The sequence below is a fragment of the Streptomyces sp. NPDC058671 genome (assembly GCF_042716475.1).
Classification (GTDB): domain Bacteria; phylum Actinomycetota; class Actinomycetes; order Streptomycetales; family Streptomycetaceae; genus Streptomyces.
In genome coordinates this window covers 155,217-168,997 of sequence record NZ_JBHXSA010000003.1, presented here as the reverse complement: position 1 = coordinate 168,997, position 13,781 = coordinate 155,217, and the positions used below count along the sequence as shown (strand labels likewise).

Below are 13,781 nucleotides of genomic sequence, written 5' to 3'. Positions count from 1 at the left end.
GGCCGGGGGGGGGGGGTCGGCGGGGCGGGTGGGGGGGGGGGTGGGGGACGTGGTGGGTGTCGCTCTCGCGGGGTCGTGGTGGTGGGGGGGGGGGGGGCCGCCCGCCCCCCCCCCCCCCACGACCCACGCGGAGTTCGAAAGGTTGTACGCCGATGTGAAGAAACTCGGCGACTCAACCTTGTTGTTATGAGATCGAGTTGAACTTCGTCCCCTCGCCCGCGTACAGATCGGTCGTGACCCGGGTGAACGGCGCGGTCGTGCTTCCCGTACCGAGGTACGCCGACGTGCCGCCCGAGCCGTACCCGATCAGGTCGGCGCGGCCGTCGTTGTTCAGGTCTCCCGCGCCCACGAGCTGGGAGAACACGCCCCAGCCGCCGCCGACCCTGACGCGCGGCGAGAACGTGCCGTCGCCCTTGCCGAGGTGGAGCCACAGCACGCCGGAGGTGTCCCGGGTGAGGAGGTCGCCGGCCGAGGTGCCCGCCGTGTTGCCGACCGCCGTGATCTGGTTGTAGATGTTCCAGCCGGTGCCCGCCTTGACGCGGGCCGCGTAGGGGGCCTGCCAGATGCCGGTGGCCTTGTAGAGCCACAGGACGCCGCTGGTGTCGGTGGCGAGGAGGTCGGGGCGGCCGTCGCCGGTCAGGTCGGAGCCCGCGGCGATCTTGTTGTAGACGCCCCAGCCGGTGCCGATCTTGGTACGGGCGGCGAGGGTGCCGTTGCCGGTGCCGAGGTAGCTCCACAGGACGCCGGCGGTGTCGCGGGCGACGAAGTCCCCGGCCGTACCCCCGGCCAGGTTCCCGGCGGCCTCGATCTGGTTGTAGATGCCCCAGCCGGTGCCGATCTTCGTGCGGCCGGAGGTCTTGATCTGACCCGCGACGGGCCAGTCGAAGGTGTCGTCCCGCCACAGCCCGCCCGAGGCGTCACGGGCGACGATGTCCGCCGAGCCGTTGTCGCTGAGGTCGTGGGGGTTGGCCTGGCGGACGACCTTGAAGGTGCCGGAGGCGTGTGCGGGGCTGCCGATGCCGTTGTCCGGAGCGGCGACGACCGACCACGTCCAGTCGCCGTTGGGGGCACTGGCCGAGTAGTTCTCCAGGACGCCGCTCCAGGTGATCCGGGCGGTGGTGGAGGAGCCCGAGAGCACCCGCTCCGTGTAGGTCTTGCCGGTCTTCACGTGGGTGAGGGTCAGGGCGAGGTCGACGTTGGGGCGGGACAGGTTCCACTCCAGGGCGACCTTGCCGCCGTTCTTGTCGAGGTCGACGACCGTGGGGACGCTGCTGCCGGTCAGCTGGACGGGGGTGGACACGCCCGCACTCGCCACCTGGGTCACGCTCGGCGTACCGCCGGAGTCGCTGATCCGGTACAGGCCCTCGCCCTCGGTGGCGGAGCCGCCGCGTACGAGCACGCTGCCGTCGGGCGCGGTGGCGGCGGACGTGAAGTGGTCGAGGAGCTTGACCGTCCCGGTGCCGGTGAGGGAGCGGGCGGTCAGCGCGTACGCCGGGTTCGGCGAGGTCGCAGAGGCACCGCCGGGCAGCCCGTGGAGGAGCCAGTCGCCGGTGAGGCCCGCGACGACGTGGTTCTCGTCGAGGCTCAGGGGATACCTGGTCGTCGTGTAGGTGGCGCGCGTGTACACGACGGCCTCGGTCGCGGTGTCCACGCGCTCGGTCCTGGCCTGGTACGCCGGGGAGATCGCGCCGGTCGTCTTCGCCGTCCAGGGGCCCGCGGGCTTGGTGTAGTCGTACAGGCCGAACTGGCCGCCGCCGGCCAGCTTGTAGGTCGTGGAGAAGTAGCGGGTGCGCGCGCCGTCGAAGTCGCTGCCGAGGATGTACGCCTCGCCCGCGGCGGAGCCGATGACCTTGAAGCCGGTGTTCCAGTTGCCGTACGAGATGACCTGCTTCTGCAGGACGCCGTTCACCCACGCGACCCGGTACAGCTCCAGCTTGCCGGGGGAGTAGGGCTTGGTGGCGAACAGGATGTTGCCGGAGGCGCCGACGAAGACGGCTTCCGGGCCGAGCGCCTGCGCCAGGTTGATGCTGGGCATGAAGGTGCCCGCGCCGTCCAAGCCGCTCATGTCCGTGAAGTAGTACGTGCCGCCGTCGCTGGTGACGACGGCGTCCGAATTGTTGCTGTGGCCGACCGAGCCCGGAAGGCCGGTGACGGTGCCGTCGGCGAGGTTCGTCCACGAGAGGGTTGTGCCGCCGGCCCCGTCGGGCCGGGAGGTCATGAAGCCGGTGGTGCCGGAGCTGACGATCTCGGCGTCGGCGGGGATCGTCACCGAGGCCGTGGCGGCCAGCGGGGTGGCCGCCACGGGCGCCGCGAAGGCCGGGGCGGTGACGAGGGTCCCCGTGACCGCGGTGACGGTCGCGAGGGTGAGGACGGCGGCGGCGAGCCGGCGGCCGGATATGCGGGTCACGTGTTCTCTTTCCGAGGAGGGGATCGGTGGATGACGGTGGACGTGCCTGTCAGAAAACCGAGTTGAAGAAGGAGGCGTCCGAGTTCACGGACGTGTAGACGGCCGGGGCGAACGGGCCGTCGCGCTTCCCGTACCGGAGTACAGGCGGGAACCGGCGGAGCTCACGGCATACAGGTCGTTCCGGCCGTTGCCGTCGGTGTCGCCGACACCCACGAGGTGGCTGAAGGAGCCCCAGCCGCCGCCGATCCTGACGCGGCCCGCGAAGGCGCCCGTGCCGGTGCCCTGGTAGAGCCAGAGGACGTCGGTGGTGTCGCGGGCGACGAGATCGCCGGCCGTGCTGCCCGCGATGTCGCCGACGGCGGTGATCTGGTTGTAGATCCCCCAGCCGCCGCCGACCCGGACGCGGGCGGCGAAGGGCGCCAGATAGTTGCCGGTGCTCTTGTAGAGCCACAGGACGCCGGAGGTGTCGGTGGCGAGGAGGTCGGGGCAGCCGTCGCCCGTGAGGTCGCTGCCGCCGGTGATCTTGTTGTACGCGTTCCAGCCGGAGCCGATCCTCGTGCGCGGCGCGAATGTGCCGTCGCCCTTGCCCAGGTACTCCCAGAGGACGCCGTCCTTGTCGCGCGCGACGACGTCCGCGGCCGGACCGCCCGCGATGTTGCCGACGGACTCCGGCTGGTTGTAGATCTGCCGGCCGGTGCCGATCTGCTTGCGCCCGGCCGAGTAGACCTCCGAGCCGTACGAGTACCTGACGGTGTCGTCGCGGAACAACCGGCCCGAGGCGTCGCGGGTCGGCAGGTCCCGGCTGCCGTTGCTCGTGTGGTCGTGCAGGCCGGTTTTGCAAACGACCTTGAAGGCGCCGCACTTCGTGAGGTCCGGTCCGACACCGTCGAGCGGCTTGGTTCAGCTCCCAGGTGCGTGCTGAGCTCAAGAGATCCCCCATGATCTGCGAACGGCGCGCGAACGTGCGTGCGTCCTTCGATCAGACTCTTGATCGGCGCGGGGGGTTGTACCGGAAAGGGGCCGAACTTCCGTACAGGCGTGCGGTGTCAGTAGGTGCCGTTGTACGAGACGCCGTCGCCGAGCAGGGCCCCACTGGACACCCGGCTCCCGAAGGGCGCCTTGTAGTCACCCGTACCGGGGTAGAAGTAGGCGGCGCCGCCCGGCCCGTACGCGTACAGGTCGGGGCGGCCGTCCTTGTCGCCGTCGCCGATGCCGACGGTGTCGGTGTACGCGCCCCAGCCGCCGCCGATCCTCGTACGCGGCGCGAACGTGCCGTCGCCCTTGCCGAGGTACGTCCAGAGGACGCCGTCCTTGTCGCGGGCGACGAGGTCACCGGTCGGGTTGCCGCCGATGTTCCCCGTGACGGTGATCTGGTTGTAGATCCCCCAGCCGTACCCGATCTTCTTCCGCGCGGCGAAGGGAGCGGTGGGGCTGCCGGTGCTCTTGTGGAGCCACAGGTCACCGGCCTTGTCGGTGGCGACGAGGTCGGGGCGGCCGTCGCCGGTGAGGTCGCTGCCGCCGGTGAACCGGGAGTACGTGTTCCAGCCGCCGCCGATCCGCGTACGGGGCGCGAGGATCCTGTCGTGTCCGAAACCGGCCCCGGTGTACAGCCAGAGCACGCCGTCCCGGTCCCGGGCGACGAAGTCGGCGGAGCCACGGCTGACGATGTCGCCGACGGCCTCGATCCGATCGTAGGCCTGCCAGCCACCGCCGACCCGGACGCGCCCGCCGTTCGCGACGAGACTCTTCCGGCCGGCGTCGTACGCGGTGTCCGTCCACCACAGCACGCCCTGGGCGTCCCGGGCCAGCAGGTCCGGGGTGCCGTTGTCCTTGATGTCGTGCGGGGCGGACGTCTTGACGGCCGTGAAGCTCCCGGAGGCCTCGACGGCCGGTCCGACGCCGTTCTGCGGGGTGGCCTTGAACTTCCATTCGTACGCGCCGACGTGGGCGTCCTTGCCCATCTCGGATTCGGCGGCGATCTCCGCCCAGGAGACGCAGACGGTGTTGCCCCCGCAGAGATACGGGCTGCCGGCGGACTCGGTGTAGAGCGACGCCTTCTTCGAGAAGGACTTGCCGGTGCGGAGGTTGGTGACGGTGAGGTCGATGTCGGCGTTCATCCGGGACAGCTTCCACGTCAGGCGGGCGCCGGGGGAGTCCAGGTCGAGCGTTTGCGGGGTCAGCGAGCCGAGGTAGACGAGCTGGGTCGGCTCACCGGTGGAGGCGACCAGTTCCGCGATCGGCCTGCCGTCGGCGCCGAGCGAGATCCGATACAGGCCCTCGCCCTTCTCGACGGTGCCGCCGCGCGCGAGCAGCGTGCCGTCGGGGCCGGGCTGGACCCGTCCGGTGTAGTCGAGCAGTTTGACCGACTCGTCCGACGTCAGGGACTTCGCCATGAACGGGACGTTGCTCGGGCTGCCGCCGGTCCCGTTCCCTTCGAGGTTCGTCGGGGTCGCGTACATCACCCACGAGCCCAGCAGACCGGCCGTGAGCGCCTCTCCGTAGCCGAGGTCGATCCGGGACTCCGTACCGGTGGCACGGTCCGCGGTGACGATTCTCTGCACGGAGTTGCCCTCCCACTCCGACCAGGCCAGATGCGTCGCGGAGAACGCGCTGAACTCGTTGTTCATGTACGTGTACGGCGCAGTGGTCGCGTGGGTGGAGACCGCGGAGGCGGTGGCGAGGTCCACCACGGAGAAGGCGCCTTCGACCGGACCGCCTTCTTCGCTCCTCATGTAGTAGCCGAGGAGGACGGAGCCGTCACGCGCGGGAGTGGCGTCGATGCCCCAGGCCCCGGCGGGGAGGCCGGTGACCGTCTTCTGCGTGACGGCGGCGCCGGTGCGGGTGATGAGACGCACCTCCGCGGTGCGGTCCGCGCGCGTCACCTTGGCCAGGACCGAGTCCCGGGACACGGCCTGCATGTAGGTGGCCCCCAGCGCGGCGAGGTCGATCGCGACGGACGTGCCGGCGGCCATGTCGTGGAGCCGCACGACCTTGGAGCCGTGCATGTACTGCCCGTCCCCGGTGACGACCACGTCCGACCCGGTGGAGTCGACCACCCCGGTACCGAGTGCGGTCGTCGACCCGTCCGCGTACCGGGTCCACACCTTCCCGTTCTCCCACGAACCGCTCAGGAAGCCGGTGCTGCCGGCCGCCAGGAGGCTCGCGTCCCTGGGGAACGGCAGGACCGTACCCACCGCGGCCCCGGGCTCCGTCTCCGCCGTCACGGCGGAGGTGGAGGCGGAGGCCGGCAGGGCCAGGGCCCCCGCGCCGAGCGTGACGGCGAGGACGGTGGTGATCGCGGCGGAGAGACGGCGACGGGTCGTGCGACGTACGGAGTTCAAGGTTCCCCCCACGGGAATCGAAACGACGCCCGATAGTGCGAGCGCCGTTCCGTTCGACTCCTGATCGGGCCGGAGGGTTGTGCTCAGCTCTCGTCCCGGCGTCCCACCCGCCCCGGCGTCGCGTCAGATGACGTGGTTGTACGTGACGGGCGAGGTCCAGAAGTGGTACGGCGAGGTCTCCTCGCGAGGCCGCAGCGGCGCCGCCCAGTCGCCCGTCGCCCGGTAGAGGGACCCTTCGGCGTACAGGTCGGGGCGCCCGTCCCGGTCGGCGTCCCCGATCCCGACCAGCCGGCCGTAGCCGCCCCAGCCGCCGCCGATCCGGGTCCGGGGCGCGAAGGTGCCGTCGCCCTTGCCGAGGTAGAGCCAAAGGACGCCGGCTCGGTCCCGGGCGACCAGGTCCCCGGCCGGGCCTCCGGCGAAATTGCCTACCGCGGTGAGCTGGTCGTACACGCCCCACCCGCCGCCGATCCGGACCCGGGCGGCGAACGGCGCGGTGTCCCGGCCGGTGCCCCGGTGCAGCCACAGCACCCCGGCCTTGTCGGCGGCGACGAGGTCGGCGCGGCCGTCGCCGGTCAGGTCGCTGCCGCCGGTGAGCCGGTGGTACGTGCCCCAGCCGCCGCCGACGCGGATGCGCGTGCTGAAGGTGTGGTCGCCGCGGCCCTTGTACAGCCACAGCACCCCGGACCTGTCGCGGGCGACGAAGTCGCCGACGCCGGAGCCGCCGAGGTCGCCGGTGGCCTCGATCTTGTCGTAGATCCCGAAGCCGTGCCCGACGACCTTGAAGTGGTGCTCCTGGAAGACCTCGTAGCCGCTGCCCGAGTCCCTGCTGCGGAAGGTGTCGGCGAGCAGCAGCCGGCCCGTGGTGTCCCGCATGAGCAGGTCCGGCGCGCCGTCGTTGTCGAAGTCGTGCGGCTGCTGCTTGCCGCGGACCGCCGTGAAGGAGCCGGTCTTCGTCAGCGTCGGGCCGATGCCGTTGAGCGGCTTGGCGTCGATCCGCCAGGTGTACGGGCCGGCCGGCGCGCCCGTGGAACGGTCCGGCTCGCCCGGCCAGCCGACGTCGCCCTGCCACAGGTAGGGGGCGTAGGTGAAGTCAGTGGCCTGCTCCGAGAGCGGGTGGATGGTCTCGACCTTGGTGTCGCCGGTGCGGGTGTTGCGCAGGGTGAGGGTCATCTCGACGTTGATGCGCGACAGCCGCCACTTCAGGTCGAAGCTCCGTCCGCGGCTCAGGTCGATCGTCGCCGGAATGCTGTGCCCGAGCAGCTCGACCTTGGTCGGTTCGCCGCTGGGTGCGAGGAGCGTGGCCACCGGCACTCCGCCCGTCCCCGGGGCGATCCGGTACAGGCCCTGGCCCTGGGCGGACGTGCCGCCGTGGACGCCGTTCGTCCCGCCGGGCCCGTCGATGTCCGAGACGACGTGGTCGAGGAGCTTGCGGGTCGTGCCGGTGTTCAGGTCGCGGGCGGTGAGCGCGAGGAGCGGGCTGGGCTCGTAGGCACGCAGCCCGTCGATCTGGCCGTACGTCACCCAGTTCCCGACCAGGCCGAGGACCACCCGGTCCTGCGCGGCGAGCGGGATGCGCTGGACCTTGCCGGTGGCGCGGTTCAGGGCCACCACGGTGGCGCTCCCGCCGCTGGACTGCTCGGTCCAGGCGACGTAGGTCGAGGACACGGACGCGTCCTGGAGGTTCGGGGCCGCCTGGCGGGAGGTCACGGCGGCGGTCTTGAGGTCGAGGAGTGCCCAGTGGCTGCCCGAGCCGGTCCGGTAGGAGACCAGGGCGCTGTCACCGGCGACGCCGCGGACCCACAGTCCGGTGGCGTCCGTGGGCAGCCCGCTCACGGACCGGGACGACGGCAGGCCGTTGACCGGGGTGTACAGGCGGAGGCTCTCGCCGCCGAGCCCGTTGGAGGCGGAGACGAAGAGGGTCGAGCGCACGGCGCCCGCGACCCGGCTGTCCGGGCCGGACTGCGTCAGGTCGAGCCGGAACAGCTCCGTGCCCGCAGCCATGTCCCTGAGCGCGACCGTACGGTCCGCCTCGTCGATCACGATGTCGGAGTCGCGGGAGCCGAAGACCGTGTGGCCGACGGGGAACGTGGTCACGGCACCGTCCGAGAGCCGGGTCCAGCGGGCCGGTTCGAATCCCTCCGCCGGCCAGGTGAGGAAGCCGGTGGTGCCCAGGCTCCACAGATCCGCCTGGCGCGGGTACACGGCGGTGGCGGTGGTGGTGGCCGCGGTGGCGGTGACGCTCGTGGGCGGCGCGGCGACGGCGGGCGGACCCGGAGTCCCGGCCGTGACGGCGAGTGCGACGAGTGCCGCCGCGCCGAGACGGAGACGCCGACGGGAAACGGGTATGCGAACGCGATGGTCCATGGAAGGGCCTCCCCCTGGGGCTGAGGCGGCCGGTGGTGCCCCCCAACCGGGACATCGCCTCTCGTCAAGATCGGCCGGAGGCTATCAGCCACCCCCGCCCGGCGTCACCGCCGTTCCACCACGCCCCGTACGTACGCCGCCTGCCCGGCGTGCTGCAGGTCGTCCGCGATCACCGACACCAGGCGGACGCCCAGGGTGACCGGTGGGTCCCAGGTGGTGTCGACGACCCGTTCCAGGTCCGCGTTCGTGACCGCGCCGACGAGCTCCTCCGTACGGGCGTGCACGGCGTCGTGGTAGCCGAGCAGCAGCTCGGCCGGGGCGCGGACCTTCCCGGCCTGGGCGCGCGACTGGCCGTAGCCCGTCGCCGCCGTGGGGAACGGGAGCCCGAAGCGGTCCCGCCAACCGTCCGTGTCCCACATCTGGTCCCTGCCGAAGGCGCCCGCGAGGTGATCGTCCTGGATGCGGGTGAGGTGCCAGACGAGCCAGGCGATCGAGTTGGCGTCGGGATCGATCCGTACGGCGAGCTGGTCCTCGGTGAGGCCGTCCACGGCCTCGTGGACGGCCTCGCGGACCCGGGCGAACGAGTCGACGAGCAGACCGGCGCTGTTCATGGGGGCTCCTTCCGGCAACGGCAACGGCAACGGTTTCGACGGCTTCTCGGCGGCTTCGGCCGACGGTTCCGGTGGTGCTCCGGGGCTACGCCCGCTTCTTCCGCCAGGTCTCCACCATCGCCTCCACGTCGAACGGCCGCAGGTTCAGCGGCGGCCCCGCCGGCGGGCGGAGGAGGGCTTCGGCGATCTTGATGTTGATCTCGCCGAGCAGGCGGCGGACCTGGCTCTCCGAGACGGCCGCGGCCACCGCCGCCTCCGCGTCCTCGGCCTCCTTGCGCAGGGCCAGCGAGGGTGGCAGCACGGACGCGCCCTCGCGGTGCATCTTGCCCTTGATCCACCACAGCTCGTCGTACGGGGCCGAGTCGTCGGGCAGCGGCTTGCCGAAGCCCGACAGGCCGCTGAACTCACCCCGTTCCGCGGCCTCGCGGATCTGCTTGTCCACGAACGACTCGAAGCTGACTCCGGGTGGCTTCCGTTCGGTCATGTGTCCAGACTACGTAAACGGCCCCGTCGGGGTGTGGTCCTCGCGGTCTACTGCGACACGCGATCTTCCGGCACGCTGTGGTCCGTTCAACGCGCGTCGACCCTTGTCCCGTCTCGGTACCCGGAGGATGCATGCGTGCCCGGATCCCCCCTCGGCACCCTGCTCGCGCTCGTCGCGGGCCTGCTCACCGCGCTCGTCACCAGCACCCCGCCCAGGCGGCGCCCCTCTTCAAGGCGCCCTACCCGTGCGGCCAGACCTGGACCTACAGCCACCACTCGGCGGAGGTCCGCCAGGCCCTTGACTTCGTCCGCTCCGACGGCGGTACGACCGCGGGCGCCCCGGTCCTCGCCTCGGCGTCCGGCACCGCCTACCGCTACTCCCAGCCGTCCGGCGCCGGCAACTACATCGTGATCGAGCACGGCGGCGGCTGGAAGACGTCCTACTTCCACCTCAACGCCTACTCGGTGGCCCACGGTGCCGCGGTCTCCCAGGGCCAGCAGATCGGCACCACCGGCAGCACCGGCAACAGCTCCGGCGCCCACATCCACTACGAGCAGCTCTACAACGGCGTAGGCCAGCCGATCGTCATCAACGGAGCCTCCCTCGCGCCGTACCCGGGCTCCTACGGCTCCAAGTCCCTGACCAGTGACAACGGCTGCTCCGGCGGGGGCGGCGGAAAGTACTGGGTCGACACCTTCGCCCCGCCACCGGCTACGCGCAGGCGAGCACCACCTCCCCGCAGGGCGTCCTGAACGCGGGCACCAACTACGTCTACTGCAAGGTATGGGGCCAGGAGATCCGCGACGCCTCCGGCAACTACAACCACTGGTGGCTGAAGACCGACCTGGACACGGTCTACGCGGGGAAGAACGGATACGGGGCGTACGTCTCCGCGTACTACCTGCCCCGCTGGGGCAACGACGAGGCCCGCGACAACGACGGGACCGTCATCCCGAACTGCTGAGAGGCCCAGCAACACCCGTCAGGGCCGGGAAGCGCCCCAAAAGGGCAGGAGCCCCGCTCGTGCCCGGGGGCACGGAGCGGGGCTCCTTGGGTACTGCTCTAGTCGTGCTTTTCCGCCGACCCGGGCACCTTAGGCCGGGGAGACGTTCTCCGCCTGCGGGCCCTTGGGGCCCTGCGTGACGTCGAAGGTCACGAGCTGGTTCTCCTCGAGCGAACGGAAGCCGTTCGCGTTGATCGCGGAGTAGTGGACGAAGACATCCGGGCCGCCGCCGTCCTGGGCGATGAAGCCGAAGCCCTTTTCAGCGTTGAACCACTTGACGGTTCCGGTAGCCATAAGCCCTCCTTGGGCCAAAGGGTTGCCCTGCTCCAGAACCTGCAAAGAAGTCTGAAAACTACAAAAGCCTGCGGGTTACATGCTCCGCAGGCTCTGTACTGCAAGGGAAACCAAACTGCAACTTGCGACGAGCCTAGCACGCAGGACGCTCGGGGCGAAAGAGCGAAAGATCACGCCACCCACAGGTTTGATCTCGCTCCCCGCACTGACGCGCGAGCCCCGCCGGGACCCACGGGACGAGACGGGTCTAGCCTCACTATGTGGACAAGGCAACCGACGAGCAGCAGCGCAGCCGGCCCCGCGTCGGGCACATCCAGTTCCTGAACTGCCTCCCCCTCTACTGGGGCCTGGCGAGAACCGGAACGCTCCTCGATCTGGAGCTGACGAAGGACACCCCCGAGAAGCTCAGTGAGCGGCTCGTCCGGGGCGATCTCGACATCGGCCCCATCACCCTCGTCGAGTACCTGCGCAACGCGAAGGACCTCGTGGCCCTCCCGGACATCGCCGTCGGCTGCGACGGGCCCGTCATGTCCTGCGTGATCGTCTCGCAGCGGCCTCTGGAGGACCTGGACGGGGCGCGGGTCGCGCTCGGCTCCACCTCCCGTACGTCCGTACGCCTCGCCCAGCTGCTGCTCTCCGAGCGGTACGGGGTCGCGCCGGCCTACTACACCTGCCCCCCTGACCTCGGCGTGATGATGCAGGAGGCCGAGGCGGCCGTCCTCATCGGCGACGCCGCGCTCCGCGCCTCCCTGCACGACGCGCCCCGGCTCGGCCTCCAGGTCCACGACCTCGGGCTCATGTGGAAGGAGTGGACGGGCCTGCCGTTCGTCTTCGCCGTGTGGGCGGCGCGCAAGGACTTCCTGGCGCGCGAACCGGAGACGGTCCACGAGGTGCACCAGGCGTTCCTGGCCTCGCGCGACCTCTCCCTCGAAGAGGTCGCCAAGGTCGCCGAGCAGGCCGCCCGCTGGGAGACGTTCGACGCGGAACTCCTGGAGCGGTACTTCCGCACGCTCGACTTCCGCTTCGGGCCCGAGCAGCTCGCCGGAGTCCGTGAGTTCGCCCGCCGCACCGGCCCCACGACCGGCTTCCCCGGGGACGTCACGGTCGAACTCCTTCCGCCGGCCTCCCGTTAGGTCTCACGAATTCGCCGCCGCGTCCCCGCACGGCAATCCCGGCGTCGTACATCCGGCATTCGGGCCCGCTATCCGGCATTCGGATCCGCTATCCGTCGGCCGGGCCCGCTGTCCGGCATTCGGATCCGCTATCCGTCGGCCGGGCCCGCTGTCCGGCATTCGGATCCGCTATCCGTCGGCCGGGCCCGCTGTCGGGCATTCGGGTCCGCGCGCCCGCCTCGGCGTCGCGTCCCCCTACGCCACCCAGCGGAAGCCGCGAGGAGCCCTGGCGTACGCTGGTTCGGTCTGCAAGAACCCCTCCGAAAGGGACACACCCGGTGACCGAGAAGGCCGAACTCACGTCTTTTGATGTCGCAGCCGTTCTCGACCGCGCTGCCGCGGGTGGCCGGATCTCCCCCGAGGAGGCGCTCGACCTCTACCGCTCGGCGCCCCTGCACGCCCTCGGCGCCGCCGCCGACGCCGCGCGCCGCCGCCGGTACGCGGGGACCGAGCACATCGCGACGTACATCATCGAGCGGAACATCAACTACACGAACGTCTGCGTGACGGCGTGCAAGTTCTGCGCCTTCTACGCGGCGCCGAAGGACACCAAGAAGGGCTGGACCCGCGACCTCGACGACATCCTGCGCCGCTGCGCGGAGACCGTGGAGCTCGGCGGCACCCAGATCATGTTCCAGGGCGGCCACCACCCGGACTACGGCGTCGAGTACTACGAGGAGCACTTCGCCGCCATCAAGCAGGCCTTCCCGCAGCTGGTCATCCACTCCCTCGGCGCCTCCGAGGTCGAGCACATGGCCCGCATCTCCGGTGTCTCCGTCGAGGAGGCGATCACCCGCATCCACGCCGCCGGGCTCGACTCCTTCGCGGGCGCCGGCGCGGAGCTGCTGCCCGCACGGCCGCGCAAGGCCATCGCCCCGCTCAAGGAGAGCGGCGAGCGCTGGCTGGAGATCATGGAGATCGCCCACGGGCTGGGCGTCGAGTCGACCTCCACCATGCTGATGGGCACCGGCGAGACCAACGCCGAGCGGATCGAGCACCTGCGCATGATCCGGGACGTGCAGGACCGGACGGGCGGCTTCCGGGCCTTCATCCCGTACACGTACCAGCCCGAGAACAACCACCTCAAGGGCCGCACGCAGGCGACGATCTTCGAGTACCTGCGGATGATCGCGGTCGCGCGGCTCTTCATGGACAACATCGCCCACATCCAGGGCTCGTGGCTGACCGTCGGCAAGGAGGCCGGCCAGCTGTCGCTGCACTACGGCGCCGACGACCTGGGCTCGATCATGCTGGAGGAGAACGTCGTCTCCTCGGCCGGTGCCAGGCACCGCTCCAACCGCATGGAGATCATCGACCTGATCCGGAAGGCGGGCCGCGTCCCGGCGCAGCGCGCGACCACGTACGAGCACCTCCTCGTCCACGACGACCCGGCGAACGACCCGGTCGACGAGCGCGTCGTCTCGCACATCTCGTCCGTCGCGATCGAGGGGGGCACGGCCCACCCGGAGCTGAAGCTCCTCGACGCCAACTGACCCGCCGGTGCTGACCCTCCACGTCGCCGAGGCGACGCCCGGGACCGCCGTCCTGGTCGACGGCGCCCTCGTCGCCGCCGTCGGCCCGTACGAGGAACTGGCCGCCGCCCACCCCGAGGCGCGGGTGCGGGAGTGGCCGGGCATCCTCACTCCCGGGCTCCTCAACCCGTTCGCGCCCGAACTCCTGGAGGGCATGTACCACCCGGACCCCCGGGAGGCCGCGGGCTTCGGCACCGAGCCGATCACCGGGGAGCGGGCGCAGCGGATCTTCCGGGCCGACCCCTCCCGGCGCGGCGCCTCCGCGCGCCGCGGGGTGCAGCGGCTGCTCGCCCACGGGACGGTGGCCGTGGCCGGTGAACTGCGCGCCCGGGCCGCCGTGGACGCGGTGCGCCGGGTCGGTCTCGCGGTCGGCCGCCGCCCGGAGAGGCTCCCGGGACCGCCGTCCTTCTCGCCGGAGCCGCTGGTGCTGCTGCCCCGCCTCGTGGCGGGAGGCCCCGCGCGTTTCGCCGTCTTCGACGTGCCCGACCGGGCGGCCCTGGTCCGCCTCGGCCCGTCGACCTGCGTCGCCACGGTCCTCGGCGGCCGCCTGGTCCACCGCGCCCGCTGAGCGCG

At 71.3% G+C, this 13,781-nt stretch carries 10 protein-coding genes and 1 pseudogene; 4 read left to right on the top strand and 7 right to left on the bottom strand.

The annotated features are described in order from the left end of the window. Positions 1–184: 184 nt before the first annotated feature. The 6 genes from ACFWV2_RS05170 to ACFWV2_RS05145 all read right to left on the bottom strand — a co-directional run bounded on the left by ACFWV2_RS05170 (position 185) and on the right by ACFWV2_RS05145 (position 9,207). Positions 185–2,407, bottom strand: coding sequence for an FG-GAP repeat domain-containing protein (locus ACFWV2_RS05170; RefSeq protein WP_384401847.1), 2,223 nt, complete (start codon positions 2,405–2,407; stop codon positions 185–187). An 84-nt stretch (positions 2,408–2,491) separates the two neighbouring features. Beyond that, positions 2,492–3,175 carry an FG-GAP repeat domain-containing protein gene (locus ACFWV2_RS05165; RefSeq protein WP_384401844.1) on the bottom strand — a complete coding sequence of 228 codons (684 nt, stop codon included), beginning with the start codon at positions 3,173–3,175 and terminating at the stop codon, positions 2,492–2,494. A 278-nt stretch (positions 3,176–3,453) separates the two neighbouring features. Continuing rightward, complete coding sequence (locus tag ACFWV2_RS05160; protein WP_384401841.1) at positions 3,454–5,748, bottom strand: FG-GAP repeat domain-containing protein; 2,295 nt, start codon at positions 5,746–5,748, stop codon at positions 3,454–3,456. Between the two features lie 123 nt (positions 5,749–5,871). After that, positions 5,872–8,112 (bottom strand): FG-GAP repeat domain-containing protein, encoded by a 2,241-nt coding sequence (locus tag ACFWV2_RS05155; protein WP_384401838.1) that lies wholly within the window; start codon positions 8,110–8,112, stop codon positions 5,872–5,874. 104 nt (positions 8,113–8,216) lie between these two features. After that, positions 8,217–8,723 carry a DinB family protein gene (locus ACFWV2_RS05150; RefSeq protein ID WP_384401835.1) on the bottom strand — a complete coding sequence of 169 codons (507 nt, stop codon included), beginning with the start codon at positions 8,721–8,723 and terminating at the stop codon, positions 8,217–8,219. An 85-nt stretch (positions 8,724–8,808) separates the two neighbouring features. Then, a complete protein-coding gene (locus tag ACFWV2_RS05145; protein WP_384401832.1) occupies positions 8,809–9,207 on the bottom strand; it encodes a DUF1992 domain-containing protein in 399 nt (132 codons plus the stop codon). 159 nt (positions 9,208–9,366) lie between these two features. Here ACFWV2_RS05145 and ACFWV2_RS05140 point away from each other — a divergent pair. Continuing rightward, positions 9,367–10,171 (top strand): annotated as a pseudogene (locus ACFWV2_RS05140) (M23 family metallopeptidase). Between the two features lie 129 nt (positions 10,172–10,300). On the opposite strand, the gene ACFWV2_RS05135 reads toward ACFWV2_RS05140, so the two are convergent. Beyond that, on the bottom strand, positions 10,301–10,504 hold the full coding sequence (locus tag ACFWV2_RS05135) for a cold-shock protein (protein ID WP_015035453.1): 204 nt from the start codon (positions 10,502–10,504) through the stop codon (positions 10,301–10,303). 260 nt (positions 10,505–10,764) lie between these two features. On the opposite strand from ACFWV2_RS05135, the gene ACFWV2_RS05130 reads away from it, so the two are divergent. The 3 genes from ACFWV2_RS05130 to ACFWV2_RS05120 all read left to right on the top strand — a co-directional run bounded on the left by ACFWV2_RS05130 (position 10,765) and on the right by ACFWV2_RS05120 (position 13,776). Next, positions 10,765–11,637, top strand: coding sequence for a menaquinone biosynthetic enzyme MqnA/MqnD family protein (locus ACFWV2_RS05130; protein WP_384401829.1), 873 nt, complete (start codon positions 10,765–10,767; stop codon positions 11,635–11,637). 317 nt (positions 11,638–11,954) lie between these two features. Then, on the top strand, positions 11,955–13,169 hold the full coding sequence (gene mqnC / locus ACFWV2_RS05125; protein WP_384401826.1) for a cyclic dehypoxanthinyl futalosine synthase: 1,215 nt from the start codon (positions 11,955–11,957) through the stop codon (positions 13,167–13,169). A 7-nt stretch (positions 13,170–13,176) separates the two neighbouring features. Further along, positions 13,177–13,776: a hypothetical protein gene (locus ACFWV2_RS05120; RefSeq protein WP_384401823.1), complete on the top strand. Its 600-nt coding sequence runs from the start codon at positions 13,177–13,179 to the stop codon at positions 13,774–13,776. The last annotated feature ends 5 nt before the right edge of the window (positions 13,777–13,781 follow it).